Origin of the sequence: Bradyrhizobium sp., assembly GCF_035309285.1 — a bacterium.
Taxonomy (GTDB): domain Bacteria; phylum Pseudomonadota; class Alphaproteobacteria; order Rhizobiales; family Xanthobacteraceae; genus Bradyrhizobium.
The window spans coordinates 30,674-56,502 of record NZ_DATGFH010000174.1; the positions used below are offsets into that span (position 1 = coordinate 30,674).

Annotated in this window: 28 protein-coding genes; 18 read left to right on the plus strand and 10 right to left on the minus strand. The window is 63.7% G+C overall.

Going from position 1 to position 25,829, the window contains the following annotated elements:
- Position 1 precedes the first annotated feature (1 nt).
- On the minus strand, positions 2–1,693 hold the full coding sequence (locus VKR55_RS31710; protein WP_324409344.1) for a methyl-accepting chemotaxis protein: 1,692 nt from the start codon (positions 1,691–1,693) through the stop codon (positions 2–4).
- Between the two features lie 209 nt (positions 1,694–1,902).
- On the opposite strand from VKR55_RS31710, the gene VKR55_RS31715 reads away from it, so the two are divergent.
- Entirely contained in the window at positions 1,903–3,090 is a 1,188-nt protein-coding gene (locus VKR55_RS31715) for a serine hydrolase domain-containing protein (RefSeq protein WP_324409345.1), read from the plus strand.
- A gap of 8 nt (positions 3,091–3,098) precedes the next feature.
- On the opposite strand, the gene VKR55_RS31720 is transcribed toward VKR55_RS31715, so the two are convergent.
- Positions 3,099–4,070, minus strand: a complete 972-nt coding sequence (locus tag VKR55_RS31720) for a LysR family transcriptional regulator (RefSeq protein ID WP_324409346.1) — start codon at positions 4,068–4,070, stop codon at positions 3,099–3,101.
- Positions 4,071–4,147: 77 nt separating this feature from the next.
- Here VKR55_RS31720 and VKR55_RS31725 point away from each other — a divergent pair, with 77 nt between their 5' ends.
- Both VKR55_RS31725 and VKR55_RS31730 read left to right on the plus strand, forming a co-directional pair.
- Positions 4,148–4,978 (plus strand): class I SAM-dependent methyltransferase, encoded by an 831-nt coding sequence (locus VKR55_RS31725; protein ID WP_324409347.1) that lies wholly within the window; start codon positions 4,148–4,150, stop codon positions 4,976–4,978.
- Between the two features lie 12 nt (positions 4,979–4,990).
- Positions 4,991–5,512 carry a hypothetical protein gene (locus VKR55_RS31730; protein WP_324409348.1) on the plus strand — a complete coding sequence of 174 codons (522 nt, stop codon included), beginning with the start codon at positions 4,991–4,993 and terminating at the stop codon, positions 5,510–5,512.
- A gap of 6 nt (positions 5,513–5,518) precedes the next feature.
- Here the strand turns inward: VKR55_RS31730 and VKR55_RS31735 are convergent, their stop codons facing one another.
- Complete coding sequence (locus tag VKR55_RS31735) at positions 5,519–5,932, minus strand: GFA family protein (RefSeq protein WP_324409349.1); 414 nt, start codon at positions 5,930–5,932, stop codon at positions 5,519–5,521.
- A gap of 239 nt (positions 5,933–6,171) precedes the next feature.
- Here VKR55_RS31735 and VKR55_RS31740 point away from each other — a divergent pair, with 239 nt between their 5' ends.
- Positions 6,172–6,516, plus strand: a complete 345-nt coding sequence (locus VKR55_RS31740; RefSeq protein WP_324409350.1) for a DUF1428 domain-containing protein — start codon at positions 6,172–6,174, stop codon at positions 6,514–6,516.
- Positions 6,517–6,554: 38 nt separating this feature from the next.
- Here VKR55_RS31740 and VKR55_RS31745 read toward each other — a convergent pair whose 3' ends face one another.
- The 5 genes from VKR55_RS31745 to VKR55_RS31765 all read right to left on the minus strand — a co-directional run bounded on the left by VKR55_RS31745 (position 6,555) and on the right by VKR55_RS31765 (position 11,837).
- Positions 6,555–7,538: a hypothetical protein gene (locus tag VKR55_RS31745; RefSeq protein WP_324409351.1), complete on the minus strand. Its 984-nt coding sequence runs from the start codon at positions 7,536–7,538 to the stop codon at positions 6,555–6,557.
- 15 nt (positions 7,539–7,553) lie between these two features.
- Positions 7,554–8,882 (minus strand): HlyD family type I secretion periplasmic adaptor subunit, encoded by a 1,329-nt coding sequence (locus tag VKR55_RS31750; RefSeq protein WP_324409352.1) that lies wholly within the window; start codon positions 8,880–8,882, stop codon positions 7,554–7,556.
- Complete coding sequence (locus VKR55_RS31755; protein ID WP_324409353.1) at positions 8,879–10,615, minus strand: type I secretion system permease/ATPase; 1,737 nt, start codon at positions 10,613–10,615, stop codon at positions 8,879–8,881. Before VKR55_RS31755 ends, VKR55_RS31750 begins: the two co-directional genes overlap by 4 nt.
- Positions 10,616–10,743: 128 nt before the next feature.
- Complete coding sequence (locus tag VKR55_RS31760) at positions 10,744–11,034, minus strand: hypothetical protein (protein WP_324409354.1); 291 nt, start codon at positions 11,032–11,034, stop codon at positions 10,744–10,746.
- A 170-nt stretch (positions 11,035–11,204) separates the two neighbouring features.
- The gene (locus tag VKR55_RS31765; RefSeq protein WP_324409355.1) at positions 11,205–11,837 is read right to left on the minus strand and encodes a TetR/AcrR family transcriptional regulator; all 633 of its coding nucleotides are present in this window, start codon (positions 11,835–11,837) and stop codon (positions 11,205–11,207) included.
- A gap of 125 nt (positions 11,838–11,962) precedes the next feature.
- On the opposite strand from VKR55_RS31765, the gene VKR55_RS31770 reads away from it, so the two are divergent.
- From VKR55_RS31770 to VKR55_RS31790, 5 genes are all read left to right on the plus strand, one after another.
- Positions 11,963–12,598 (plus strand): class I SAM-dependent methyltransferase, encoded by a 636-nt coding sequence (locus VKR55_RS31770; protein ID WP_324409356.1) that lies wholly within the window; start codon positions 11,963–11,965, stop codon positions 12,596–12,598.
- Between the two features lie 245 nt (positions 12,599–12,843).
- Positions 12,844–13,308 (plus strand): GNAT family N-acetyltransferase, encoded by a 465-nt coding sequence (locus VKR55_RS31775; protein ID WP_324409357.1) that lies wholly within the window; start codon positions 12,844–12,846, stop codon positions 13,306–13,308.
- A gap of 123 nt (positions 13,309–13,431) precedes the next feature.
- Positions 13,432–13,755 (plus strand): ArsR/SmtB family transcription factor, encoded by a 324-nt coding sequence (locus VKR55_RS31780; RefSeq protein ID WP_324409358.1) that lies wholly within the window; start codon positions 13,432–13,434, stop codon positions 13,753–13,755.
- Positions 13,755–14,258 carry an SRPBCC family protein gene (locus VKR55_RS31785; protein WP_324409359.1) on the plus strand — a complete coding sequence of 168 codons (504 nt, stop codon included), beginning with the start codon at positions 13,755–13,757 and terminating at the stop codon, positions 14,256–14,258. The genes VKR55_RS31780 and VKR55_RS31785 overlap by 1 nt, the downstream gene beginning before the upstream one ends.
- Positions 14,259–14,270: 12 nt before the next feature.
- On the plus strand, positions 14,271–14,654 hold the full coding sequence (locus tag VKR55_RS31790) for an MAPEG family protein (protein WP_324409360.1): 384 nt from the start codon (positions 14,271–14,273) through the stop codon (positions 14,652–14,654).
- 45 nt (positions 14,655–14,699) lie between these two features.
- On the opposite strand, the gene VKR55_RS31795 is transcribed toward VKR55_RS31790, so the two are convergent.
- Positions 14,700–16,025 (minus strand): TROVE domain-containing protein, encoded by a 1,326-nt coding sequence (locus tag VKR55_RS31795; protein WP_324409361.1) that lies wholly within the window; start codon positions 16,023–16,025, stop codon positions 14,700–14,702.
- Between the two features lie 1,516 nt (positions 16,026–17,541).
- On the opposite strand from VKR55_RS31795, the gene VKR55_RS31800 reads away from it, so the two are divergent.
- The 6 genes from VKR55_RS31800 to VKR55_RS31825 all read left to right on the plus strand — a co-directional run bounded on the left by VKR55_RS31800 (position 17,542) and on the right by VKR55_RS31825 (position 23,010).
- Complete coding sequence (locus VKR55_RS31800; protein ID WP_324409362.1) at positions 17,542–18,636, plus strand: lactonase family protein; 1,095 nt, start codon at positions 17,542–17,544, stop codon at positions 18,634–18,636.
- A gap of 108 nt (positions 18,637–18,744) precedes the next feature.
- Entirely contained in the window at positions 18,745–19,449 is a 705-nt protein-coding gene (locus VKR55_RS31805; RefSeq protein WP_324409363.1) for a glutathione S-transferase family protein, read from the plus strand.
- Positions 19,450–19,558: 109 nt separating this feature from the next.
- Positions 19,559–20,113, plus strand: coding sequence for a 2'-5' RNA ligase family protein (locus VKR55_RS31810; RefSeq protein WP_324409364.1), 555 nt, complete (start codon positions 19,559–19,561; stop codon positions 20,111–20,113).
- 125 nt (positions 20,114–20,238) lie between these two features.
- Positions 20,239–21,561 (plus strand): dicarboxylate/amino acid:cation symporter, encoded by a 1,323-nt coding sequence (locus VKR55_RS31815; protein WP_324409365.1) that lies wholly within the window; start codon positions 20,239–20,241, stop codon positions 21,559–21,561.
- A gap of 25 nt (positions 21,562–21,586) precedes the next feature.
- On the plus strand, positions 21,587–22,585 hold the full coding sequence (locus VKR55_RS31820) for an oxygenase MpaB family protein (protein WP_324409366.1): 999 nt from the start codon (positions 21,587–21,589) through the stop codon (positions 22,583–22,585).
- A gap of 74 nt (positions 22,586–22,659) precedes the next feature.
- On the plus strand, positions 22,660–23,010 hold the full coding sequence (locus tag VKR55_RS31825) for an ArsC family reductase (RefSeq protein WP_324409367.1): 351 nt from the start codon (positions 22,660–22,662) through the stop codon (positions 23,008–23,010).
- A 64-nt stretch (positions 23,011–23,074) separates the two neighbouring features.
- On the opposite strand, the gene VKR55_RS31830 is transcribed toward VKR55_RS31825, so the two are convergent.
- Positions 23,075–23,677 (minus strand): PAS domain-containing protein, encoded by a 603-nt coding sequence (locus tag VKR55_RS31830; RefSeq protein WP_324409368.1) that lies wholly within the window; start codon positions 23,675–23,677, stop codon positions 23,075–23,077.
- A 380-nt stretch (positions 23,678–24,057) separates the two neighbouring features.
- On the opposite strand from VKR55_RS31830, the gene VKR55_RS31835 reads away from it, so the two are divergent.
- The 3 genes from VKR55_RS31835 to VKR55_RS31845 all read left to right on the plus strand — a co-directional run.
- The gene (locus VKR55_RS31835; RefSeq protein ID WP_324409369.1) at positions 24,058–24,813 is read left to right on the plus strand and encodes an ABC transporter ATP-binding protein; all 756 of its coding nucleotides are present in this window, start codon (positions 24,058–24,060) and stop codon (positions 24,811–24,813) included.
- Positions 24,806–25,555: an ABC transporter ATP-binding protein gene (locus tag VKR55_RS31840; protein ID WP_324409370.1), complete on the plus strand. Its 750-nt coding sequence runs from the start codon at positions 24,806–24,808 to the stop codon at positions 25,553–25,555. Before VKR55_RS31835 ends, VKR55_RS31840 begins: the two co-directional genes overlap by 8 nt.
- A 16-nt stretch (positions 25,556–25,571) precedes the next feature.
- Positions 25,572–25,829, plus strand: a 258-nt coding sequence (locus tag VKR55_RS31845; RefSeq protein WP_414642511.1) for an ABC transporter permease subunit, incomplete at its 3' end; no start/stop codon positions are given.

A 25,829-nucleotide genomic window follows, 5' to 3' on the forward strand; every position in this document is an offset into this window, starting at 1 on the left:
GCTAGGCCGCACGAATGCGCCCGACAAAGGCGCGGATCTCGCGGCGCATATCCTCGAAGCGCCCGCGCATTGCGGTCGAATATTGCTGCACCTCGCGCGCGGCCTGATCGGTACCGCTCATCGACTTCGCGACCTCGGTGATCGCCTGCGTGATCGCCCGGGTCTGCTCGGCGGTGACCGTGGTGTTGCGGCTGATCTCGGAGGTCGCCGCATTCTGCTCCTCGACTGCGGCCGCGATGGTGCCCGCGGACTCGTCGAGGCCGTTGATGGAGGTGGAAATCGCGCGGACCGCGTCGACCGCCGCGCGTGTCGCCTCGCGCACGGCCTCGATATTTCTGCGGATATCTTCGGTCGCCTTGGTGGTCTGGCTCGCCAGCGCCTTGACCTCGGAGGCCACAACCGAAAAGCCGCGGCCTGCCTCGCCGGCACGGGCGGCCTCGATCGTTGCGTTGAGCGCGAGCAGGTTGGTCTGTTCGGCAATGCTGTTGATGATCTCGATGATCTCGCCGATGGCCTCCACGCTGTCCGACAGCGCCGCCACGCGCTGCTCGGTTTGGGAGGATGTACTCCGCGTCTGGCGTGCGATATCGCGGGTCATGTGGATCTGGCGGCCGATCTCATTGATGGAGGCCGAAAGCTCTTGTGCCGCGGAGGCTACCGTCTGCACATTCTGCGCGACCGATGCCGCCGCGCCGTCGACGCGCTCGGTCCCGGCGGCCGAAGCCTCGGCGCTCTTGGAGAGCTGTGCGACGGTGGTCGCGGTTCGCTCGACCTCGGAGAACAGCGATTCCACGACCGAGCCGACGGCGGCATCGAATTCGTCGGCGACGCGCGTCATCGCGTTGCGCTGGTCGATCTTGGCCTGCTCTTCCGCATCGTGCTGAAGCGCGCGGAGCGATTCGGTCTCCTTCATCTTGCCGCGGAACTGCAGGAATGCGCGCGCAAGCCGTCCGATCTCGGTGTTGCTGTGGTCATCGGCGACTTCGGTGTCAAAACGTCCTGCGCCCAATTCCTCCAGCGCCTTGATCGTCCGGTTCATGGGGCCGGTGATCGAGCGGCCGAGCAACACCGTGAAGATCACGCTGAGCACAAGGGCGGCGATGACCCCGCCCGCGATCCACGTGGCCCGGTCGTAAAACTTCGCGTTGACGTCATCGATGAAGACGCCGGTCGTCACGATCCAGTTCCAGTGCTTGTCGAAGGCGCTGAGAAACAGCTTTGGCGTATCGTTGACCGTGGAGCCCGGCCGTCGTCCGATGAAAACGGTGAAGCCCTGCAGCGGAGGCGCGGTCGTCGCGGCATTCAGGTAGCCGATGTAATTAAGGCGCGCCTTATCCTTAAGCTGCAGCATGTTGTGGCCGAGATTGCCCGGCCGCGTCGGATGCATCTTCAGGATGCCGTCGCGGTCGAAGACAAAGAAGTAGTTCTTGCCGTCGAAATTCATTCCGGCCAGCACGGCAAGGGCGGTCTTCTGCGCTTCCTCGAGCGGCATCTTGCCTTCGGCGGCGAGATCGCCGTAGCGGTTGACCGTGTTGAGCGCGGTCTCCACCAGCGCCCGCAGCTTGGCCTTGCGGTCCTCGAACATGCCGGAGCGCATGTCGAGCAGCATGTAGGTCGTCATGCCCACCAGCACGGTGGAGAAGACCGTCGTGATGAGAAGCAGCTTCCGGCCGAGGGTGAGTTTGCGCAGCATTTCCAGGTACCCGTTAAGGTTTTGCTATCATTAACGCTATTGGACGTTGCGAAACGGTTAAGTATGCGGCTGTTTTGGCGCAATCGGCCCATGCATGTTGATATGGGGTCGAGCGGAGCGGGTAGCGGAATCGGGGTTGCAACCTGTGCGGGCTTCGCAGGCCGCTTTTTATGGCTATATGGCTCTGAGCTTGTTTGGGGAGAGGGGACATGGACGCCAAAACCCGCAACTTTGCCAATGTGCGCGCTGCGATGCAGCGTTACGTGGATCAGGATATCCTCGCGGGCGTGTCCTGGTCCGTCCTGCGCGGCCGCGACGTCGTCGACGAGCAGTGCGTGGGTTTCGCCGACCGCGAGGCCAGGATCGCGCTTCGCCCGGACCACATCTTCCGCGCCTTCTCCAACACCAAGATCTTTGTCACCTGCGCGATCATGCTCCTGGTGGAGCAGGGTCGGATCGGCCTCGACGACCCGGTCGAGGCATTCCTGCCGCAGCTTGCCAACCGCAAGGTGCTGAAGGCCGGCGCGCAGAGTCTCGCCGATGTCGAGCCGGCGAGGAGCCCGATCACGATCCGCCAGCTTCTCACCCACACCTCCGGCCTCGTTTATGGGCTCTTTGATCCCGGCTCGGTGCTGTTCAAGGCCTATAACGAGGCGAGGGTGCTCAATCCACTGACGCCCTTGACCGACCTCATCGACAAGCTCGCGGACCTGCCGCTTTCCTATCATCCCGGCACGTCCTGGGACTATTCGGTAGCGACAGACGTGCTCGGCCGGGTCGTCGAAGTCGTTTCGGGCAAGCCGCTCGATGCCTTCTTCAAGGCGCACATCTACGACCCGCTCGGCATGACTGATACCGGCTTCTTCGTGCCCGAAGCCGAGCGGGGCCGGCTCGTCGCCTATTATCGCGGCGCGGATGTGCTGGACCCGACAAAGCCGGGCCTGTTCCGGAACGACGACAAGCCGTACCCGCAAGCCTATCGCAGGCCGCTCCCGCGGTTGTCGGGCGGCGGCGGGCTCGTCAGCACCATGCCGGACATGCTCGCGCTGGTGCGCGCGCTGCTGCCGGGGCCGCACAGCTTGCTGAAGCCCGAGACGATCAAACAGATGATGACGAACCAGCTTCCGCAAGGCCAAACCATCCGCTTCGCCACGCGCGGCCCCGTCCCCGGCAAGGGGTTTGGCCTCGGCGGCGCCGTCACCTACGCCCCGATGCCGTTCGATCCGCCGAACTCAAAGGGCGAATTCCAGTGGGGCGGCCTCGCCGGCACGCATTGGTGGGTTTGCCCCGGGGCCAATACCGCCGGCGTGCTGATGGCCCAGCGCGAGATGGCGTTCTGGGATCCGTTCTTCTTCGAGTTCAAGCGGCTGGCCTACGAGGCGGTCGGCGCGGTGTGAGCGAAATCTCAGCCTCTCTTGCGCGAGCCGCCGCGTTTGCCGTCGCTCTCGATCCGCGTCCTGCGCGCATCGCCCGATCGGCTCTTCACGTGATCGATGAACGCCCGCAGCTTCGGCAGCACCTGGCGCTTGCCGGGATGATAGAGATACACGCCCGGCAACGTCGGCACGAACGGCTCCAGCACGTACACAAGCCTTCCGGCGTCCACATGTTGGTGGGTGACCGGTTCCGGCACTTGCGCGAGCCCAACGCCTTCGAGCGCGGCACCGAGCATGGTCGGAACGTCGTTGGCGATGAGGGGCCCCTTGACCGCGACCTCGATGGCGCGGTTGCCTTCCTTGAGCGACCATAGCGCCAGCGCACCATTGGATCGCCGCAAGCGTATGCAGGCGTGATGGCGCAAATCGTCGGGGCGCTCGGGGCGGCCGGCGCGTTCGAGATAGGCGGGGCTGCCGACGACGACGAATCGAAGCGGCGGCGTCAGTGGCACCGCGACCATGTCGGGGGCGATGAACTGGCCGAGCCGGATGCCGGCGTCAAACCCGCCGGCCGCGAGATCGACCAGCTCCTCGCTGGCCGCTATCTCGACTTCGATGTCGGGATAGGCCTGACAAAACGAAGCGATCAAGGGCTCGAGCAGGATCGGCACCACCGCGCGCGGCACCGAAAGGCGCAGCAAGCCGGCCGGCCGCTGTCCAAGGTCGCGCGCGAGCTGGCTGGCGGCAACCAATTCCTCGAAGGCGGGCTTGGCACGCGACAGGAAGCGCTCGCCGGCTTCGGTGAGGCCGACGCTGCGTGTGGTGCGCACGAACAGCGCTGCACCGACACGCACTTCCAGCGCGCGCACCGCCTGGCTGATCGCAGACGGCGTGACCCCGAGCTCGGTGGCCGCCTTGCGAAACGAGCGGTGCTGCGCAACGCTCAGCGCCGCCTCCACGCCATCGAGCGCGCCTTGCCGGACTGTGAAGTTCTGCTTCATGGCCTGTCGATATTATCGCCAATAGTCGGTCACGTGAAGCGAGACTAGCTTTGACTCGCAAAACAGGAGTCACCGACATGAGCGATGGGATTGAGGGCGTGCGCGACCATTATCGCGCGACCGGCCTGACCGGGCGGCTGAAGACGGCGCTGGCGCCGCTGGGTCCGGAGGATCAGCGGCTCACACCGCAGCAACTGGCTGCGCTTGATCACTTCCACACGCGAGGACTTTTGGCCACCGCGGAGCTCAGCAAGCTCGCTGCCATCGCTTCCGATGCGGCCGTGCTGGATGTCGGCTCCGGCGTCGGCGGGCCGGCGCGGTTTGTGGCGGCGACCTTTGGCTGCCAGGTGACGGGCGTCGATCTTTCCGAGCCCTTTGTCGACGCCGCGCGTTATCTGACCGAGCGCACCGGACAAGGCGGGCAGGTATCATTCCAAACCGCAAGCGCGCTGGAGCTTCCCTTCGACCACGGTCGCTTTGACGTCGTCCTGCTGCAGCACGTCGCGATGAACATCGCGGATCGCGCGGGGCTTTATCGCGAGATCCGCCGCGTGCTGAAACCGGGCGGCCGGTTTGCGACCTACGACGCCGTGCTGAAGGGCGGCGAGCCGCATTATCCTGTGCCCTGGGCGCGAACGCCGGCGACCAGCTTTCTGTTGAGCGCGGAAGCCACGCGCGTGGCGATCGAGGAGGCCGGCTTCCGCGCACTCGTCTTTCAGGACGACAGCGAGACCGCCAACGCCTGGTTTGCGAAAGTGCGTGCCGCCGGTCCCCCGCCGTCGCCTAATCTCGGCGTGGTGATGGGACCCGAGTTCGCGCAGCTCACCACCAACCTCGCCAAGAATATTGCCGAAGGACGGATCGGCATCCTGACGGCCGTGTTCGAAGCCGTCTCCACCAACGCCTGAAAGGAGGCGAGCATGTCAACGGCAACCGTCTTCGATATCCACCTCGCTGTCGGCTACGTCCCGTGGCTGTTGTGCTTCTTCGTGTACATCCTGCCCTGGCTCAAATTGATGGACAGGTTCGAGGCGCACCGCGCCATCGCCACCTTGCATAGCTTCCGCTTCTTCGGGCTTGTGTTCCTCGTTCCCGGCGTCATCGGCCCCAATCTGCCGGCCGGCTTCGCCAGCTTTGCCGCCTATGGCGACTTCGCAACCGGGCTCCTGGCCATGGCGGCACTGCTCACCGCGAGGATGCGCCCGCTGTTCTGGGCGTTCGCTACTGCTTTCAACCTCGTGGGCATAGCCGACATTCTCGTCGACTATTATCACGGCGTGCAGCTCGGCCTCGGGGCGCTGGCGGGAGAACTGGGTGCGACCTATGCGATCCCGATCATCTATGTGCCGATCCTGATGATCACGCACGTACTCGCGCTCAACTGGCTGGCGCGCTCGGTGCTGGCACCTTCACGCGCGAACGGAGTGGCGGCCGCGCTCTAGGCAAGATCAATTCGTACCCGTTCGCCACTCCGGCACCCTCGGGACGTCGGGGTCGAGGAAATCCCAGCCATAGCCGCGTGCCGTGTAGAAGACGGCGCCGGGCTTGAACGCCGAGGCGTCATCGAGGCTTCCGACATAGATGCCGATCATGTCCGGAACCTGGTCCGGCTTGTTGTAGATGGAAACGCCGCAGGCAGGGCAAAAGCCCTTGCTCTTGGTGGCACCTCGGTCGCTGGTTCGCGCGATCTCGCGGACGGCGCCTGAAATCTCGAATGCGTTGCGCGGGAAAACGAATACAGAGCTGTGTCCGCCGCCGGAATCCATCTGGCAATCGCGGCACTGGCACTGAAAGGCGCGAACAGGTTCGGCCTTGATGGTGTAGCGCACCGCGCGACACGAGCAGCCGCCTGAAAACCCCATGATCGATCCTCCCCAAAAAGCGCGCCGAACTCCGAAGGTGCGCTTTTTGACCTAGTCGCAACGCTTCGCCTGCGCAAGACGCGCGAGGGCCAGATGCCGCGCGCTTCGCCAGATTGGCGGCAGTCGGCAGCATGGCGTGCCAAATGGCCGCACCAACCAAAATAACGCCGCGAGGGTGTCGGATTTAGCTGCACAGCATCGTCCTTGGACCACGTGCAATTCGCAGCAAGGAGGCTCCCGTGCCATATGTCGATGGTTTTGTGATCCCAGTGAAAAAGGACAACATCGAGGTCTACAAGGAGCATGCGCGGAAAGCCGGCGAGGTCTGGAAGGAGCACGGCGCGCTCGATTTTGTCGAATGTGTCGGCGACGACGTCCCCTATGGGGTCTTGACCTCGTTCCCGCGCGCGGTGCAGGCGAAGGATGACGAGGTCGTGATCTTCTCCTGGATTGTCTACCGCTCGCGCGCGGAGCGCGACGCGGTCATGGACAAGGTCATGGCCGATCCGCGCCTGAAGGGCGATATGCCCTTCGACGGCAAGCGCATGATCTTCGGCGGTTTCGAAATGCTTTTGAAGTTGTGAGAGTGGGACGCGGCTGAATACTCGCGCGAGCGGCGCTGTCAGAAGTGATGCACGCCCAGCGCCGAGAAGGCGCCGTCGTGGGTGTCGTGGCCGTCCATGGTCGGTTGCCCGAGGAAGCCGAGCTGCAACGGCAGCGGATGAAGAAGAGCGGTCGGTACCGCGCCCGCGGTATCGAGGAGCGGGATCATGGGCTGGGCGTGGTCGGGCGCGTGCTGGGCCGTGTCGCTTGGCGGCCCGAGAATGTCGGTTACCAGCGGTTGGACGACGGCGGTGACGGAAGAATCGTGAACGAGATTCGACACCAGGCCGGTCACGCCGTCGGTGAGATGATTGATCGTGCCGGTCAGGGTCGACGTGACCTGGTCGATCGTCCCCGTCACGGCTGACGTCACGTGATTGATCGCGCTCGTCAGCGACGCCGTCAGTTGACCGAGCGTGCCGGTGACATCCGAGATTGCATGCGACACGGTCGCTTGCAGGCCGTCGACCACGCTCGCGACCGGATCCGTCGTCGCGGGAACGGAAGCCACCGTCTCCGCGGACGACGGCGCGCTTGTGATGCCGTGGCTGCCGCTGGCGTCGTGCGACAAGGTTCGATCGGCCGCGGTGTCGAGTCCGGAGAGCAGGGGAGACGAGAGCGCGACGTGCGTGGCGGACGGCTCAGTGAGGAGGGACGCCTCCGTTGCGACCTGGTGCGGTTCGTGGGCCGGCTCGGCGGCGGCGTGAACCGTCGTGGCGGTCTCCGGCGGTTGCGCCTCGCTCGAATCGGGATGTCTGCCCTCATGATGAGCGTCTGCCGGAGCGGTTTCATTCGACATCGGCTCGGGAGCGGCGGATGGCGGCACGGGTTCAGGCGCAGGCCGCTCGTGCTGCAGATGAGGCTCGAGGCGGGACGTTGCTTCCGCCTCGTTCAGGACGGCCAGCAGGGTTGTGAAGAAGGCAGCCGTCTCGGCGGACGCAATCTGCCGCGCGGTTTCGGCCTCGTGCGCCCGCCGGGAATTGCCTTTGTCGGAAATGGCCATGGCAGCGCCTCTCCCTCAGTGCTCGCGGAACGCGCGCGTGATCTCGTCGCGCAGCGGACCGAGCAGATACTCGAACAGCGTGCGCGGGCGTGTCGGCACGATGACCTCGGCCGGCATGCCCGGCTGCAGTTCGATATGCGATTTCTTTACGTCATCGGCGTCGAGCGCGACCTCGACCGCGTAATAGCCGGCCGAGGATTTGTCGTCGGTCAGGCGGTCGGCCGAGACGGTCTTCACGGTGCCATAGAGGCGCGGGCGTTCCACATAGTTGACGCCGGTGAGCCGGACCTCGGCGCGACGGCCGGTCGTGACATCGTTGATGTCGGACAGATTCAGCTTCGCATCGACGATCAGCGGATTGTCCGACGGCACGATGTCCATCAGCTTGGCGCCGGGCTGAATCACGCCGCCTTCGGTGAAGACGTCGAGGCCGACCACCGCGCCGGTGGCGGGTGCCGTGATGCGCGTGCGTGTGACCACGTCGGTCGCGGCGTCGATCTTGGGCCCGAGCTCGGCGAGCTTGGTCTCCGTCGAGCGGAGCTGGTCGGTGATCTCGCTGAGCCGCGCGCGCTTTGCCTTGGCGATCTCGAGCTCGTTCTGCGCGATCTGCTGCTGCATGCCAGCGATATTGGCCTCTTGCCCGCCGATGTCGGCCTGCAGCTTGGCGTCCTCGCGCTGCAGCGCGAGGATCCGCGTCTTCGGCGTATAGCCCTGCTCGAACAGATGCTGCGCGCCGGTCATCTCGTCGGCGAGCAGTTCGCGCTGCTTTTGCGTGCCGGTGAGTTGCGCCTGGGTGCCGCCGATCTGCGCCTTCAATTCCTCGATCTTGCCCCGCAGCACGGCGGTCTCCGTCTCGAACTGATGGTTTCGCGCCGCCATCATCGCGGTTTCGTTGGCCATGGCCTGGCGGACGGCGGGCTTGTCGCCCCGCGCGCGCAGGTCATCGCCAAAATCAGGCGCATCGCGCCCGTCGCGTTCGGCGATCAGCCGCGCCTCGGTGGCGAGCGCGGCGTCACGGTCTGCCGTCAGCACTTCGAGCTTTGCGCGCTGGTCGCTGTCGTCGAGCACGATCAGGAGCTGTCCTTTCTCGACATGCGCGCCTTCACGCACCAGAAGCTGGCGGATCACGCCGCCGTAGGGGTGCTGCACGCTTTGCCGCCGCCCTTCGACCTGCAGGTTGCCACTCGCGATCGCAGCACCCGAGATCGGCGCAAGCGTGCCCCAGATGGCCATCGCGGCGGCAAACGCTGCGACCACACCCGCGCCGAGCAGGGCCGGCCGTTCGGGGCGGGAATAGGCGGCGCGGTCGCCGGGCCGTTCAAACTGGTCGCCGACAGCGCTCATGCGGCGCCCCGGGCGGCCGCCTGCTGCTGCAAGGCATGGTAGATCTCGCCGGGCGGGCCGAGCATATCGAGCAGGCCGTTGCGCAGCACCATCATCACATCGACGATGTCGAGGATGGTGGTGCGGTGGGTGATGACGATGACGGTCGCGCCCTCGGACTTTGCCTGCAGGAGCGCCGCCTTCAGCGCTTCCTCGCCGGGCGCGTCGAGATTGGCGTTGGGCTCGTCGAGCACGAGCAAGGGCGGCCGGCCGAGCAGGGCGCGGGCCAGTGCGAGGCGCTGACGCTGCCCGCCGGACAGGCCGACGCCACTCGCGCCAAGCCGTGTGTCATATTGCCTGGGCAGGTCGAGGATCATCTCGTGAATGCCGGCGCGCTTGGCCGCGTCGATGATCTCCTCGGTCGAGGCATCGCCGAAGCGGGCGATGTTCTCGCGCACGGTGCCGGCGAACAAGCCGACATCCTGCGGCAGGTAGCCGACATTGCGGCCGAATTCCAGCGGATCCCAATGGGCGTAATCGAGGCCGCCGAAGCGCAGCCGCCCGCCTGCAGGCGCAATCGCGCCGACCAGCATGCGCGCCAGCGTGCTTTTGCCAGAGCCGCTTGCCCCGACAATGCCGAGCGCCTGGCCGCCTTTGAGCTCGAATGAAACGCCCTTGATCACCGGCTCGGGGCGCGCTGGCAGACTACAGGTCACGTCGCGCATGTCGATGGTGTTGCGGATGCGCGGCACGATGGTGTGCGGTGGCGTCAGGTCGATCGCGGTGAGCAGGTCGCGCACTTCCACATACGCTTCGCGCGCGCCGATGAATTGCTTCCAGGTGCCCACCGCCTGCTCGACGGGCACCAGTGCCCGGCCCATGACGATGCTGGCGGCGAAAATCGTCGCGGGTGCGATGGCGTGATCGATCGCAAGCCAGGCGCCGGTGCCCAGCATCAGAGATTGCAAGAGCAGGCGAAAGAAGCGGATCGAGGAGGTCATGATCGCATTCTTGTCGCTGGCATAGGCCTGCTGCACCAGCATCGATGAACGCTGGCTCTGCCAGTTGCGCTCCACCGCGGGCTGCATGCCCATGGCACGGATGACGTCGGCATGGCGCAGCACATTCTCGGTGAAGATGTAGGATTGGTTGCCGGCCGCCTCCGCCTGCTTCATCGGCTCGCGGGTCAGGACCTCGTTGAGGCCGGCCAAACCCAGGAGCAGGATCGCGCCGAGGGTCGCGACGATGCCGAGCAGCGGGTGGATGAAAAACAACAGCATGAGGTAGATCGGAATCCACGGCAGGTCGAAGGCGAAATAGATGCCGGGACCGGTCACGAAGGTGCGGAACTGATCGAGATTGCGGAGCTGCTGCGCGCCGCGCGATGCCCCGCGCTCGGCTGCGCGTACGACGAGCGCCTCGAACACGCGTCGCGAAAGCTCTTCGTCGAGCCTGAGCCCGCAGCGGATCAGGATCCAGGCGCGCACGGAATCGAGCAGCGCCATGGTCAAGAGCGCGATGGCGAGGATCAGGGTGAGAAGGACGAGTGTGGAGATGTTCTCGTTGAGCAGGACGCGGTTATAGACCTGCATCAGATAGAGCGGCGAGCTCAGGTACAAGAGGTTGATGCCGCTCGAGAACAGGCCCGCCCAAAGGAAGTGCGGCCAAAGTGCGATCAGAGCCTCACGAACGTCATCGCTTTGACGCGCAGGTGTAACGGTTTCGTCAAGAACCGCGGACGAAGTCAAAGCCATTTGGCGGATCCCCAAATCGAAAAGGCGAAGTCACGAGGCACGAAGCGCCGCTCCGAGGTCGGCGGCGGAATCAGCAATGGTGGCGTGGGGATGTCTCCCCACGCCGCCTGTCGCGCGATTTTGGGGGATCAAACGAGTCCGTTGAGCAGGCCGCCCAGGTCGAGGTGACCGACATCGGCAGCGGCGCCGACCATGGTCGGAAGGCCAACTGAAGCATCGACGCCGGCGGTTCCGAGGCCGAGGTGGACGCTCGGAGCGGTTTCGACGACCGCACCAAGGTCCAGCGTATGCGACAAATCTACCGTGCCACTCGCGCCTGCTGTTGCACTTCCACTCGCACTGGCACCGCCAGAGAGCAATCCGGTCCCGGCGCCGAGCAATCCATCGACAGTGCCGAGCAGGTTTCCGAGTAGAGCCATGGGAACTCCTTTTTGGGTTGGTTTTGGTTGAAGCGACAGAACAGTCGCTGCCCAAGAAGTCACAAGCTTCGGAAAAGTTGCGGACTCACATGCGGCCATTTGGTGCTCATTTGGTGCGCGAGGAACCCGAACGGAATCGGCGCGGATTTCACTTGCGACGACGAAGCCCGCTAAAGCGGATCGAAGCCGGCCATTCCGTTGAAGGCGAGACGCCTGAGCACGGCATCGACTTCGACAGGCGGCAGCTTCGCTCCGCCTTCCAGCCACCATGTGATGACGGCCATGGTGGCGCCGACGAGATACTGGATGACGAGTTCGCGCGGCACAGTGGGGTGGCGATCGCGCCACCAAGCCGCCGAAAGTTCGCACCGGAGCAGATCGGAGAGCACCTCGCGAACCTTTTCGCGCGCGACACCGACACCACGATCGCCGAGGCGTTCGTGCAGGTGGAAATGATCGCGGGCGTGCTGCAGCAGGCTCAAGCTGAAGGCAAGGCGACCGGCGCCGGATGCCCCATCGCCGAATGCCGCATCGCGAGATTCTTGGCGTCCTGATTGATGCTGTCTCGACATGACGGCGAGCTGCCGCAAGGGACCGAAGCCGCTGCGCATGAGGTCATCCTTGGTGGCAAAGTGGGCGTAGAATGCCGAACGGCTGACGCGCGCTCGCTTGCAGATGTCCTTGACGGCGATAGCCTCGTAGCTCATGTCCGCAATCAGGGATTTCAACGCTTCGTGGAGCTTTGCGCGCGTGCGGACCGCGCGGCGGTCCACGGAACACCTTGCTGTCGTCTGATCGTTCATCGCCGGACCTCGAAATTCATGGGATGCCGCACATGTGAGGCGGTTTGTCCGGCAAAACTGCTCGGCACGCGTTGATCAATAACATATCTCACCAGGCATCCTGCGTCTTCCATGGGGTGAACGGCATGACAAGCATCAGCGATCACAAGCCTCCGCCCGGCCTTATCCTGCATCGGGCCGCCTTTTATGATTTTGGCGTCTGGCTGATGCTGCTCGGACAGGAGCGGGCGTTTCGCGAGAGGATGTTGGAACCAGCGCGGCTTGGGGGTGGCGAGTCGGTGCTGGACATCGGCTGCGGAACCGGGAGTCTGGCGATGGTGGCCAAGCGTCAAGTCGGGCCGGACGGCAAGGTCGTGGGCCTCGACGCGTCTGCCGAGATGTTGGCGAGGGCCGCCTACAAGGCCGGCAAGGCTGGGCTCGATGTGACGTTCAAGCAGGCTGCGGCCCAGAGCTTGCCGCTACCGGATACAGAGTTCGATGTGGTGACTGCGACCTTGATGTTGCATCACCTGCCCGGAAAGGCGCGCGAGCAGTGCGCGCGGGAGATCAGCAGGGTGCTGAAGCCGGGAGGGCGCGTACTCGCCGTCGACTTTGCAGCACCGGCGCGCAAGCGATGGTGGGCTCTGCGCAGCCCGCATCGCCACGGCCATGTCACGCTTGAATCAATGGTCGCCATTCTGGAAGCTGCGGGGCTCAAGGTCGTGGAGACCGGCGCGATCCGCCGGAACCTGGGCTTTGCTCTGGCAACGAGATCCGGCTGACCTGTCGTGCTTTGTCGATCCGAACAAGATGATGGCGGTGGTGCGCCGCGCACACATCGCTGGGTCGTCGCGATCGGAGCGATTGGGCTGATCGCGGCTCACGGATTGGTCCTGCGATATGTCCTGTCGCACGCCGCGATCTCGATGACGCTCGCTGCCAGCGTATTCATCTTGATTCTCGTCAAGCACCTGGGACTATTAGGCGCGGCGTTTGCCGCCCTGAGGAGATTTTGGCGGGATCCAGGATGAGCGCGGCGGAGATCTGCATCACGCCCGAAGACCCGAGGCAGGCGGATGTGAAAGGCCTGATTGCGGAAGCGGACGCCATGCTGCAAGCGCTCTATCCCTCCGAAAGCAATCACCTGGTGGATGCGGAAGCGCTTGCCGCGTCCGGTGCCGTGTTTCTCGTCGCGTGGCGCAATGGCGAGCTTCTCGGATCGATCGCATTTCGCCTCATCGCTCCCGGGCACGCCGAGATGAAGCGGTTGTTCGTGCGTGAGAAGGCGAGGCGATCTGGCCTTGGCCGGCGCTTGCTCGCGGCGCTGGAGGAGGCTGCACGGCAGCGGCAGATCGGGCGCATCAGTCTCGAGACTGGAATCAGGCAGCCTGAGGCGATCGCCCTCTATCGCGCCTTCGGCTATCAGGATTGCGCGCCGTTCGGCAGTTACAAGCCGGACCCGCTCAGCCTGTTCATGACCAAGCGTTTGTAGGCCGGCCATTGCTGCGCGGCCGCCAACCGTGAGTCAAGCATGGAAATTTTAGTGTTGACTTTCGTTAGTGCAGACTTACATTCCGGGCCGCGCGATCGCGATCGCGCAGGACGGATTGCCGTGATGATCAACGCTGAGCGGGCTCTCGATGCGCTGGGCGACCGGACGCGGCGTCGCGTGTTTGCACGACTGCGCCACCGCACCTGCTCGGCCGGAGAGCTCGCGCAGGGGATGGGCGTGACGCGATCGGCCGTCTCGCAGCATTTGCAGGTGCTCAAGGCCGCTGGCCTTGTGGTGGTCACGGCCGACGGCACGCGGCGGCTCTATCAGGTGGACCGGCGCGGCGTCGATGCGCTGCGCCGATGGCTCGATGGTTTCTGGGATGAAACACTGGGCGCGTTCAAGGAAGCGGCTGAGCGGGTGGCAGCGAAGGCAAGGAGGTCGTGATGGCGGAAGAGATCATTCTGAACTGGACCGACCCGAACAGCGTCCGCAAGCGCATCCACGTGCGCGCCCCGCAACAGGTGGCGTGGCAGGTGTTCACCGAGCAGATGGGAACATGGTGGCCGCTCGCCGTGTACAAGATCGGCAAGGCCAACGCCGTCGACGCCGTCATCGAGCCGCGCGTCGGCGGCCGATGGTACGAGCGCGGCGACGACGGAAGCACGTGCGACTGGGGCCGCGTGCTGGTCTGGGAGCCGCACTCGCGCCTGGTGCTGAGTTGGGACATCAACGCCGACTTCCAGTACGACCCGAAGCTGCAGACGGAAATCGAGATAAAGTTCATTGCCGAGAAGGACGGCTCGACGCGCGTCGAGCTGGAGCATCGGCGCCTCGATCGCTTCGGCGAGCGTCGCGAGGAGATGCGCAACGTGTTCGACAAGACCGGAGATTGGGGCAAGCTGCTCGTCTCGTTCGCGCAGACCGCGGAAGCTTCGGCAAAGGGCTAGAGGGACATCGGCATGCCCTTCTACACCGCAATCGTCACTTTGCTCGCTGTCGCGCTCTACTTCGTTTTTGCAACGCGCGTCGCGGCAGCCCGCGGTAAATTTGGCGTCAAGCTGCCGGCCATGGCGGGGGAACCTCATTTCGATCGGATCTTTCGCGCGCACGTCAATACGCTCGAGTGGATGCCGACATTTCTGGCACCGCTCTGGCTTTGCGCCATCTATTTCAACGACGCTGTCGCAGCAGCGTTCGGGCTGGTCTGGATCGGCGGGCGCGTTCTCTATTTCATCGGGTACAGCAAGGCCGTGGAGAAACGCCTGCCGGGGTTCTTCGTGCAGTCAACTGCATGCCTCCTGCTGTTTATTGGTGCGATCGCGGGCATCGTGATGCACGCATGATGACGCCCGGGCGCGCCTTGCGGCACGCCCGGGGGGCCTTCTTGATCAATGCATGGTCTCTTCCAACGCCGCGATCCAGGCGATCACGGCCTCGGAGAAGCCATCGACCTTGGTCCACGCACCGTGGCCGACACCGTGCTGGTAGGAGGCGACGTTGACCATGGTGCCGCGCGCTTTGGGATCGGGCACCTTGTCGTGGCTCTGCTCGTCCGTGAAGACGATCAGGCGATCGCCCTTGCGGTCGATCTCGCTCACCGCCTTGCCGAGATAGGTCGAGCCATGCGGCTGCGAAGTGATGATCGCATCGCGCAGCGCGAAACCGCGGCGGGGAGGGACCTTCACCACACCTTGCGAGAAGGTGAAGATCTCGACCTCGTCGCAGACCTCGCGGGCGAGGATCGCAAGACCACACGCGGCTTCCGCGCGCGTCATCTCGGACTGCCCAGACAGCGTCGCAAACATCGATCCCGACACGTCGATCAGAAGCCGCGTGCGGCCGGGAAGCCGCGCGTAGCCCTTGATCGATTTCAGCATCACGTCCTCGAGCTCTGCCTCGAAATCCGGCGCATAGCGCCCCGCCGTAGTGAAGCGGTAGGGAAGGATGCGATCCGTCCGCATCGCCAGAATCGCGTCCGCGATGGTCTTGCGCGGGACCTCCGCCCTCTGCATCAGGCGCAGGTTGCGGAGCAGCGCCAGCCCACCGAGCTTCTTCTCCTCGATCAGCCGCTCGAAGGTCGCGCGCTTGTCCTTGCCGGACGAGAGCGAGACCTCCCAGGTGTCGGGAGAGGCAAGCTCGCCGTCGACGAGCTGCTTCCACACCTTCTCCTGGTCCTCGTCCTTCGGCTTGGCGTGGACCAGGAACAGCACGTCCTTGATCCGAACCGCACCATCGCGGTCGTACTTCGCGAGCTGATAGGCGTCGAACTTGGTGAGTGCACGCGCCAGGCCCTTCTTGATCTGCGCCGAGACCGGCTGGCGCTTGCGCTGCTGCTGGGGACCGAGCGCGTCGGCCCAGTAGATCGCAAGCAGCTCCGTCATCTCGTCGGGACGCTGGATCACGCGCTCCAGTGTGTCGGCGACGAGCACGCGGTGCTTCTCATGGCGCGCCATCTCGCGGATGACGAGCAGCGGCGCGTGACGGAGCTTCATCACCTCGCGCGCCTCGACAGCCAATGCCGCGACGCGCTCGGGCTTGACACGGGGCACCAGCGCCTTGATGCGCTCGGCGATGGCAACGCCGTCCTCGTAAAACTGGTCCTCCCAGAGGAGGCAGTTCATCAGCGCACGCTTCAACTCCATCTCGGGCGTGAAGCGCCTGGCGCGCGCGCCCTCATGGGTGAAAGCGCGCACGATCTTGTTCAGGCTGACCATGTTGGCCTCCTCTGGTTAGGGTTGATCGTAAGGGGTTGCCGGGGAACAGGCGAGTCTGTACCGCCCTTTTTGGGGCTCACATGCTCTGACCAACTGAGCTACGGGCTCATCGCCCGGGAGGATTCGAACCTGCGACCTTGTGATTATCGAAGTAACAGCACTCTTCACCACCGGCATTGGGTGGAGACACGATCCGGGAACAGGCGATAGCTGAACCCCAGCCTGCAGCTTACCCTGCAGGCCAGGAAAGCGCTCTATCCGTTGAGCTACCGGCGCATGGAACGCCGGACGGGACTCGAACCCGCAACCTCTCGCTTAGGAGGCGAAGTAACAGCGATCTTCACCACGGATCGTGGTCGAGATTGGCGGGGAATAGGCGATGCTGTTGCTGCCCCGAAAGCGCGCATGATCTTTTCGGAAAACCGCTTTCACACTTTTCCGGATCATGCGCTACGGGGCGCACGCGCATTGCACGAAGTAACAGGCATCTTCACCACCGCCAGACCGGCGCGACGCGCCGGCCGATATAGGCACGCTGGGGAACTGGCGATATCGGCTTTCAGTGACGGCAACACAGATGTTCCTTTCGAAATACCTGCGCTGTGGCGCGTGGCAACCCTTGCCTGGGCACCTCCACAGTGCGTGCGTCAAAGGCGGGATTCGAACCCGCTTTTCCATGGAGCGAAGTATCCGACATCTTCACCACCAGCGTTGGTTTGAGCCGCGTGTGCTCCGGCCGTCATTGCGAGGAGCGAAGCGACGAAGCAATCGCCCGTCTCCGCGACAGCATTCTGGATTGCTTCGCGGAGCCTGGCATCGGGCCGCGCTATGCGCGGACCCGTTGGCTCGCAATGACGGTGCGTTGCGCGGCAAACCGATTTACAAAATCGGATTATTGCGGCACAGACGCGCCGCTAATTGCGAGCTCCAAAGAGCTCGCTCTGCCATCGGTGTCCGGCTCAACGCCTCGTTCCCTCCGGCAGGCCCCGCGCACTTGGGCACACGCGTCTCCGCGCGAGCCCCGGGATCCGGGTCTCCCGTTCCGGCTTTCGCCGGGCAATGTCTTTGATGAGCCGTGCGTGCTTCGGACAACAAAAAACCTCCGGAGCATCGGGCTCGGGAGGGTTCGTATCAAAACGAACGGTCGATCTCTGCTAAGCGAGATCGCTCCCATGAGCCAGGCACGCGCTTCCGATCGGCGCAAGGCCGGTCGATAGTCTGACGCGCATTTCGTATCCGCGCTTCATCGCTTGGCTCATGTTGGCTCGCAAACCCTATTGTCTGCGAGGGCGCGGGACATACGCCCGCTGGTTGAAATTGTCAATCGCGACGGTGAAGAAAATTTTGTGACGTCGCGCGAGCCGACGCGCGTGTAGCCGAAATGCCGCATCGATCAATGCACGGGAAGCATCGATCGATGCCCACAATGAGATGGCCGGGCGGCCTTGGACTTTCTACGATCGCCTTCAATTGTGGCCGCGGCAAAGCGGCGTCTCCATTCAACGGGAGGAAAACGATGTCCAGATCGCTCTTCGCCATCGCGTGGATCGCATTGATCGCCGCGCTGTCATCTCGCGGCGCATCCGCTGACACCTTTGCCTACATCGGCAACGCCGACAGCAACGACATCAGTGTTTTCCATGTCGAGCCCGCGTCTGGCGCGGTCAAGGCGGTGGAGATGGCGCCTTTCCCAGGCGTCGAAAAGCCGGGAGCATCAACGCCGCTTGCGGTGAGTCCCGATCAGAAGTTGCTGTTTGCGGGTGTCCGTTCCGAGCCCTATACGGTTCTGAGCTTTGCCATCGATGCCAAAAGCGGCCATCTCACCTATCGCGGGCGTGGCCCGCTCGCTGACAGCATGGCCAACATCGCAACCGATCATACCGGAAAGTTTCTATTCAGCGCTTCCTATGGCGGCAACAAGGTCGGGCTCAATCCGATTGGTGCGGACGGCATCGTCGGTGCGCCGAAGCAGGTGATCCCGACCGGCCTGAATGCGCATGCCTTCCTGCCATCGCCGGACAATCGTTTCGTGTTCGCGACCAATCTCGGATCGGACCAGATCCTGAGCTTCCGCTTCGACGCCGCGACGGGAACGTTGACGCCGAACGATCCGGCCACAATCAAGGTCGGTGCGAAGAACGGACCCCGGCACTTCGTGTTTCACCCCAATGGGAAGTTCGTCTATCTCGTCAATGAGCTGAGTGCAGCGCTCCTGGTCTTTTCCTATGACGCCGCGCATGGCACCTGGCAGCAGATACAGCAGGCGAGCGCGCTGCCGGAGGGATCGAGCGCCAAGCCGTGGGCTGCCGATATCCATCTAACGCCGGACGGGCGCTTCGTCTATGCGTCGGAGCGGACCACGAGCACGATCCGCGCCTTCCGGGTCGATGCCGAGAGCGGTCACCTCACGCCGCTCGGAAGCGCACCGACCGAGAAACAGCCGCGCGGCTTTGCGGTCGATCCATCCGGCCATGTGCTGATCGCGGTCGGCGAGCTCTCGAACGCCATGAGCGTCTATATGATCGACCCCGCGAGCGGCGCGCTGAAATTCTTGCAATCCACGCCGGTCGGCAAGAAGCCGAACTGGGTGTCGTTCGTCTCGTTCCGTTGACGGGAGCTCACCTCCGGCGCTTGTCGCTCCTGCTTGTCGTCCCTTGCCACACCCATGGATCGCCATAAATTGAGCGGGCGACAACGCCAACCACAGATACGGAACGCAATGCCCGATCTCTCCAAATTTCCCATCACCAAACGCTGGCCTGCAAAGAATCCCGACCGCCTGCAGCTCTACTCGCTGCCGACGCCGAACGGCGTCAAAGTCTCGATCATGCTGGAGGAGATCGGGCTGCCGTACGAGGTGCATCTGGTCGACTTCAACAAGAACGACCAGACCACGCCGGAATTCCTCTCGCTCAATCCGAACGGAAAGATTCCGGCTATCATCGATCCCGATGGTCCTTCCGGCAAGCCGCTGCCGCTGTTCGAATCGGGTGCGATCCTGCAGTACCTCGCCGAGAAGACCGGGAAACTCCTGCCAGCCGACGCGGCACGGCGCTGGCAGACCATCCAGTGGCTGCATTTCCAGATGGGCGGGATCGGGCCGATGTTCGGCCAGGTCGGCTTCTTCAACAAATTCGCCGGCAAAGACTACGAAGACAAGCGGCCGCTGCAGCGTTACGTCAACGAGGCGAAGCGGCTGCTAGGGGTGATGGAGGTGCATCTTGCCGGACGGCAGTGGTTCATGGACGACGAGTACACCATCGCCGACATCTCCATGCTCGGCTGGGTGCGCAACATCATCGGCTTCTACGAGGCGCGCGACCTCGTCGCCTTCGACACGCTGAAGAATGTCCCCGCCTGGCTGGAGCGCGGCTTGACGCGGCCAGCGGTGCAGCGCGGGCTGAGTATCCCGAAGCGCCCGTAGAGGGCTCGGCGCGTGTCGCTGACGTCAACCGATCGCGCGCGCGTCTCGAATCTTCACCGAATAGATATTTGCAACGCGTGGACCCTTTACAGATCTCCATGTTCATGATTTGTTCTATCTCAAGATGTATTCCGGTGCAAGTCAAACCAGCAGGCTGTTTCTCGCGGTCCTTCCTGATGTGGATACCTCGGCGAAAATTCATCGGATGGCAGCGATACTCAAGCGTGCCCACCAATTCCGGGGCCAACTGACTGCGCACGATCGTTTGCACGTGACACTGTTCACGCTCAGCGGTCTGCCGCAATGCTTGATTGAGAAGGCCTGCGAAGCCGTCGCCGAGGCGAAGGCCAAGCCATTCGACGTGTCGTTCGATCGGACGATGAGCTTTCGTGGTCGGCCGGGGAGCCGGCCGTTTGTGCTGGCGGGTGCCACTGGATTGAGCGAACTGAAATCCTTCAGGTGGTCGCTCGCTGCCGCCATGTCGAAAAGGGGAATACGTTTTCTTGGGCGGCGGGACTTCACGCCGCATGTCACGCTGCTCTTCGCTGATCGCGCCGTGGAGGAAAATCCGATCGGGCCGATTGGCTGGACCGTCCGGAGTGTCGTGCTCATCTGCAGCGCGCAAGGTCACACGCACCTTGCGCAATGGCCGCTACAATTCTGACCTGAGTGGCAGGCCGTGCAAGGCCGAATCCTGCGGCCGTGAAGCGGAAGAAATTCCGGTTGTCGCCGAGGCCGCGCTGACCCATGATGACGTCGGCAAATTTTGTCGCTGTCCAGGAGTGCGCCATGGCAACAGACTTGGTCAGACCCGCCACTCATCGCAAACCCTGGTACTCGATCCTTTACATCCAGGTCCTGATCGCGATCTTTCTCGGCGTCCTGATCGGGTATCTCGACCCCAAGCTTGGCAAGCAGCTCAAGCCGCTCGGCGACGCCTTCATCGCGCTGATCAAGATGATGATCGCGCCGGTGATCTTCTGCACGGTTGTGCACGGCATTTCCTCGATGGGCGACTTGAAGCGCGTCGGCCGGGTCGGCCTGAAAGCGCTGATCTACTTCGAGGTGGTCTCCACCGTGGCTCTGCTCGTTGGCCTGATCGTCGGCAAGATCCTGCAGCCCGGCGCGGGCTTCAACATCGACCCCGCGACGATCGATCCAAACTCGGTCGCGACCTATGTGACCAAGGCCAAGCAAGAGGGCATCATTCCTCATCTGATGGCGATCATCCCCGACAGCTATTTCGGCGCGCTTGCGCGCGGCGATCTTCTGCAGGTGCTGCTGATCTCGATCCTGTCCGGCTTCGCGATCGCCTACCTCGGCAGGGCCGGCGAGCCGATCGCCTACGCCGTCGAACAGGCTGCCAAAGTGTTCTTCGGCATCATCCGCATGGTCGTGCGGGTCGCGCCGATCGGCGCTTTCGGCGCGATGGCGTTCACGGTCGGCGCCTACGGCCTCGGCTCGTTGTGGAACCTGGTCGCGCTGATCGCGACCTTCTATCTCACCAGCATTCTCTTCGTGCTGATCGTGCTCGGCGCGATCGCGCGCCTGTCCGGCTTCTCGATCATCCGCTTCATCGCCTATATCAAGGATGAGCTGCTGATCGTGCTCGGCACCTCGTCGTCGGAGACCGTGCTGCCCCAGATGATCCAGAAGATGGAGCATCTCGGCGCGTCGCGTCCGGTGGTCGGCCTCGTCATCCCAACCGGCTACAGCTTCAATCTCGACGGCACCAATATCTACATGACGCTGGCGACGCTGTTCCTGGCGCAGGCGACCAACACCCATCTGACGATCTGGCAGGAGCTCGGCATCCTCGGGATCGCCATCATCACCTCCAAGGGCGCCTCGGGCGTCACCGGCGCCGGCTTCATCACACTTGCTGCGACGCTCGCGATCGTGCCCGACATTCCGATCCAGTCGATCGCGATCCTGATCGGCATCGACAAGTTCATGAGCGAATGCCGCGCGCTGACCAATCTGATCGGCAACGGCGTCGCCTGCGTGGTGATCAGCCTGTCCGAGGGCGAGCTCGACAAGGACGCACTGCATAAGGCCATGGCACATCCGGTTCAGCTCGGCGAAGCGCTGGAGCCGGGCGCAGCGGCGTAAGCGGTTGTCCGGCAGCAGGTGAGATATGAGCGCCGTGCGCGTATCCGCAGCCGACCTCGAACGCAGTCTCGATCTCGTCCGCGCCAATGCGGCGGGCGCGCGCGAAGGGCTGTTTGGTCCGAGCTCCGTGACCTGGCGCGTCGACCGCGAGGCCGCGATCTTCTTCGGCGCCGGACGCGCCTTGCTGCTGCAATTGGCGCATCCCTGGGTGGCCGCGGCGATTGCGGATCAGTCCCGGGTCTTTGCCGACCCGCTCGGACGTTTCCACCGCACCTTTCGGATGATGTTCACGATGGTGTTCGGCACGCGCGATCAGGCGCTGGCCGCTGCGCGTCGGCTGTTTCAGCGTCATGAGGCGGTGACCGGGGTTCTGCCTATTGCGGCCGGACCATTCGCCGCAGGCTCGGCCTATTACGCCAATGACGCCGCAGCGCTGCAGTGGGTCCACGCCACCCTGGTCGAGACGGCCGTGCTCGCGCACGATCTGGTGCTACCGCCGCTCGCCCCTGAGGAGCGCGAACGCTATTGGGCGGAAGCACGGCTCTACGCGGGCCTGTTTGGCATTCCCCGCGAAGCTCTGTCTCCCGATTGGGCGGGCTTTACGGGCTATTGCCGGGGGATGGTGGAATCCGACGTGCTCAGCGTCATCCCGCAGGCCCGCGACATCGCCCGGCAGATTTTCTCCGGCGCAGCCACCCGGATCGCGCCGCCGCGCTGGTATCGCGCGCTAACCGCGGAGCTGTTGCCCGCACGGTTGCGCCCGGCGTTCGAATTGCCTTTTGCCGATGACGAACAGGCCAGCGCGGCGCGGGCGCGGAGATGGTTGCGGCGCGCCTACCCGCTGCTGCCTGATCTCCTGCGCATGGTCGGTCCTTATCAGGAAGCGCAAGCGCGCCTGAGGGGGATCGAGCGCCCTTCGCTGGCGATTCGCTCCCTGAACCGGTTTTGGATCGGCCAGCCGAGGCTGGGTGTGGGCCATGACACGTCGGGACAGGGGCTGGCCGAACACCATCGGCCATTCTGATCTTCTTCGGAAAACCGCTTCACACTTTTCCAGATCATGCTCTATTGCTTGGCGGCGCGGAGGCGTTTTCGACAATGACCATCACCATCTATGGAATCAAGAACTGCGACACCATGAAGAAGGCGCGCGCCTGGCTGGACGGCCATGGCGTGAGGTACGACTTCCATGACTACAAGAGTGCCGGCATCGACAAGGACCGGCTGAAAGCCTGGAGCGACGAGCTTGGCTGGGAGGCGCTGCTCAACCGCGCCGGCACCACCTTCAAGAAGCTACCCGACGCTGACAAGGAAGGCGTCACCGAGAGAAAGGCGCTGGCGTTGATGCTCGCACAGCCCTCGATGATCAAGCGGCCCGTGCTCGACCTCGGCAAGAAGCGGCTGGTCGGCTTCAGGCCGGATATCTATGCGAAGGAAGTGAAGGCCTAGGGCGAAAGCACGACTTGCCGGATCGACCTGACGACGCAGGGTCGGCGCTTCCAGGCTCCATCGCTCAAACGAACTCGATGACGTCGCCGGGCTCGATGCGGCGGCGGGGGCGATGAAACAGGTCGCGGTCGATGACGCAACGCAGCTTCAGCGTCGGCAGGGAATCATTGCCGCGCATCAGGTTCCTGATCTCGAAGCCACCGTCTTCGCTGATCGTCTTCAGTGAGGCAAGGACATGAGTGATCTCGCCGCCATCCGAGAACGGCATCAGCAGCCGTTCATAAGCAACGATCCGCCCGTAGATGTCGTCGATATTGGAAATGGTATAGACCGGCAGCTTGCGGCGCAGGCACTCGGAATAGACCGGCACCACAAACGGGGCGAGGCGTGGACCGACATAGTCCTCGAGCAACTTGCCTTTGCCGGTGTGTCCGTAGGCGTGTGACATCCGCGTGCCGTCGCTCTCGATGGTCAGGCGCGGCGGGGTCGTCGTGATGTCGACGGTATAGAAGACGAGGTCGGGTAGCTCGTCTTCGAACCGCTCGGGCTGATAGTCCGCGATGCGTGGCAGCGATTGCGCACGCGCGTAAAGCCGCAGCCACGTGTTCAGGAGATCACGCTGCTTGATCGACTTGACGATCGACGGTGTGGCGCTCTCGAACTCCAAGGTAGCTCCCGGCATCCTCAAAACCCGCCTACCATCGATCCGAGAGGGAAATTTTTGATGAAGGACCCGCGGGCGGGCGGAACAGCGTTAACGGACGTTTCCACCCATCTTGGCTAACTCACAGGGTGGGCGAAGGGCGGCTGCCAGGCCGTTGCAATCATTCGACTAACGGCCAATGCAAGAGCGCGGTTCGGAGGCAGAGATCCCCAAGCTTTCCGCCTTGCCTAATGCGATGCAATGACGGCATATTCCGGCCCCGAAGGCGGCAATCCGGGACGGTTTTCGAGACTCTTGAAAGCATTTGTTAGGCCTGCCGATCGGGATAAGAAGCTGGCGACGCGGAGCAGCGTTCCGCGGAGGGCTGGCAGGGGGAAGTTTGTTTGGCTGACGAGTTCATTCTAGAAACCCACGGATTGACCAAGGAATTCGCGGGATTCTTCGCCGTTCGCGATGTGGCGCTGAAGGTCCGCCGTGGCAGCATTCACGCGTTGATCGGTCCGAACGGGGCCGGGAAAACGACGTGCTTCAACCTGCTGACCAAGTTCCTGCAGCCGACCGCGGGCAGCATCCATTACAAGGGGCAGGACATCACGGCGATGGCGCCGGCCGATGTCGCCCGCCTCGGGCTCGTGCGATCGTTCCAGATCTCGGCGGTGTTCCCGCACCTCACGGCGCTTGAGAACGTGCGCGTCGCGCTGCAGCGCCAGCACGGCTCGTCCTTCGATTTCTGGCGTTCCAAAACGGTGCTGAACCGCTTCAACAACCGCGCGCTGGAGCTTCTGAACGATGTGGGCCTGAGCGAGTTTGCCAATACGCCAGCGGTCGAGATGCCCTATGGGCGCAAGCGCGCGCTTGAGATCGCGACCACGCTCGCGCTCGATCCGGAAATGATGCTGCTGGATGAGCCGATGGCCGGCATGGGCCACGAGGACATCGACAAGATCGCGGCCCTGATCAAGCGCATCTCGGCGAAATACACCATCCTGATGGTCGAGCATAATTTGAGCGTCGTCGCCAATCTCTCCGACATCATCACGGTCTTGACCCGCGGCCAGGTGCTGGCACAGGGCAACTACGCCGATCTCTCCAGGGACGAGCGGGTCAAGGAAGCTTATCTGGGGGCCGGTCATGCCTGAGGTGAACATGGCCCAAGCGCCCGCAGCCGTAACCGCCACGAAACCGGTGCTCAGCGTCCGCAATCTCGAAGCCTGGTACGGTGAATCGCACATCCTCCACGGCATCGATTTCGACGTGAATGCCGGCGAGGTCGTGACCCTGCTCGGGCGCAACGGCGCCGGCAAGACCACGACGCTGAAGTCGATCATGGGCATTATCGGAAAGCGCACCGGCTCGATCGGCTTTGGCGGCAAGGAGATCATCCGCGCGTCCTCCGACCGGATCGCGCGTATGGGCATCGCTTTCTGCCCGGAGGAGCGCGGCATCTTTGCAAGCCTCGATGTCCGCGAAAACCTGATGCTGCCGCCGGTGGTGAAGCAGAGCGGCGGGCTCACGCTCGACCAGATCTTCGACCTGTTCCCGAATCTCAAGGAGCGGCTGAAGAGCCAGGGCACAAAGCTCTCCGGCGGCGAGCAGCAGATGCTGGCGATCGCGCGCATCCTGCGCACCGGCGCGACCTTCCTGATGCTGGACGAGCCGACCGAGGGATTGGCGCCCGTCATCATCCAGCAGATCGGCCACACCATTGCGCGGCTGAAGAAGGAGGGCTTTACCATCCTTCTGGTCGAGCAGAACTTCCGTTTCGCGGCCACCGTCGCCGACCGCTATTACATCGTCGAGCACGGCAAGATCATCGACGGTTTCGCCAACTCCGAGCTGCAGGCCAATATGGACAAGCTGCACACCTATCTCGGCGTCTGAAAAAGAGAGAGATGAGATGCAAGCCCTCTACGCGCAGCTATTGGTGGGACTGATCAACGGCTCGTTCTACGCGCTGCTCAGTCTCGGGCTTGCCGTGATCTTCGGCATGCTCAACATCATCAATTTCGCTCATGGCGCGCTCTATATGATGGGCGCGTTCTGCGCCTACTTCCTGCTCAACCTGACCGGGCTCGGCTATTGGTGGGCGCTGCTCGTCGCGCCGATCGTGGTCGGCATTTTCGGCATGATCCTCGAGCGGACTATGCTGCAATGG

What these genes read in the sequence shown, in the direction of transcription:
- VKR55_RS31710 (WP_324409344.1), bottom strand. Translation starts at nt 1,693, where the DNA reads ATGCTGCGCAAACTCACCCTCGGCCGGAAGCTGCTTCTCATCACGACG.
- VKR55_RS31715 (WP_324409345.1), top strand. Translation starts at nt 1,903, where the DNA reads ATGGACGCCAAAACCCGCAACTTTGCCAATGTGCGCGCTGCGATGCAG.
- VKR55_RS31720 (WP_324409346.1), bottom strand. Translation starts at nt 4,070, where the DNA reads ATGAAGCAGAACTTCACAGTCCGGCAAGGCGCGCTCGATGGCGTGGAG.
- VKR55_RS31725 (WP_324409347.1), top strand. Translation starts at nt 4,148, where the DNA reads ATGAGCGATGGGATTGAGGGCGTGCGCGACCATTATCGCGCGACCGGC.
- VKR55_RS31730 (WP_324409348.1), top strand. Translation starts at nt 4,991, where the DNA reads ATGTCAACGGCAACCGTCTTCGATATCCACCTCGCTGTCGGCTACGTC.
- VKR55_RS31735 (WP_324409349.1), bottom strand. Translation starts at nt 5,932, where the DNA reads ATGGGGTTTTCAGGCGGCTGCTCGTGTCGCGCGGTGCGCTACACCATC.
- VKR55_RS31745 (WP_324409351.1), bottom strand. Translation starts at nt 7,538, where the DNA reads ATGGCCATTTCCGACAAAGGCAATTCCCGGCGGGCGCACGAGGCCGAA.
- VKR55_RS31750 (WP_324409352.1), bottom strand. Translation starts at nt 8,882, where the DNA reads ATGAGCGCTGTCGGCGACCAGTTTGAACGGCCCGGCGACCGCGCCGCC.
- VKR55_RS31755 (WP_324409353.1), bottom strand. Translation starts at nt 10,615, where the DNA reads ATGGCTTTGACTTCGTCCGCGGTTCTTGACGAAACCGTTACACCTGCG.
- VKR55_RS31760 (WP_324409354.1), bottom strand. Translation starts at nt 11,034, where the DNA reads ATGGCTCTACTCGGAAACCTGCTCGGCACTGTCGATGGATTGCTCGGC.
- VKR55_RS31765 (WP_324409355.1), bottom strand. Translation starts at nt 11,837, where the DNA reads ATGAACGATCAGACGACAGCAAGGTGTTCCGTGGACCGCCGCGCGGTC.
- VKR55_RS31770 (WP_324409356.1), top strand. Translation starts at nt 11,963, where the DNA reads ATGACAAGCATCAGCGATCACAAGCCTCCGCCCGGCCTTATCCTGCAT.
- VKR55_RS31775 (WP_324409357.1), top strand. Translation starts at nt 12,844, where the DNA reads ATGAGCGCGGCGGAGATCTGCATCACGCCCGAAGACCCGAGGCAGGCG.
- VKR55_RS31780 (WP_324409358.1), top strand. Translation starts at nt 13,432, where the DNA reads ATGATCAACGCTGAGCGGGCTCTCGATGCGCTGGGCGACCGGACGCGG.
- VKR55_RS31785 (WP_324409359.1), top strand. Translation starts at nt 13,755, where the DNA reads ATGGCGGAAGAGATCATTCTGAACTGGACCGACCCGAACAGCGTCCGC.
- VKR55_RS31790 (WP_324409360.1), top strand. Translation starts at nt 14,271, where the DNA reads ATGCCCTTCTACACCGCAATCGTCACTTTGCTCGCTGTCGCGCTCTAC.
- VKR55_RS31795 (WP_324409361.1), bottom strand. Translation starts at nt 16,025, where the DNA reads ATGGTCAGCCTGAACAAGATCGTGCGCGCTTTCACCCATGAGGGCGCG.
- VKR55_RS31800 (WP_324409362.1), top strand. Translation starts at nt 17,542, where the DNA reads ATGTCCAGATCGCTCTTCGCCATCGCGTGGATCGCATTGATCGCCGCG.
- VKR55_RS31805 (WP_324409363.1), top strand. Translation starts at nt 18,745, where the DNA reads ATGCCCGATCTCTCCAAATTTCCCATCACCAAACGCTGGCCTGCAAAG.
- VKR55_RS31815 (WP_324409365.1), top strand. Translation starts at nt 20,239, where the DNA reads ATGGCAACAGACTTGGTCAGACCCGCCACTCATCGCAAACCCTGGTAC.
- VKR55_RS31820 (WP_324409366.1), top strand. Translation starts at nt 21,587, where the DNA reads ATGAGCGCCGTGCGCGTATCCGCAGCCGACCTCGAACGCAGTCTCGAT.
- VKR55_RS31825 (WP_324409367.1), top strand. Translation starts at nt 22,660, where the DNA reads ATGACCATCACCATCTATGGAATCAAGAACTGCGACACCATGAAGAAG.
- VKR55_RS31840 (WP_324409370.1), top strand. Translation starts at nt 24,806, where the DNA reads ATGCCTGAGGTGAACATGGCCCAAGCGCCCGCAGCCGTAACCGCCACG.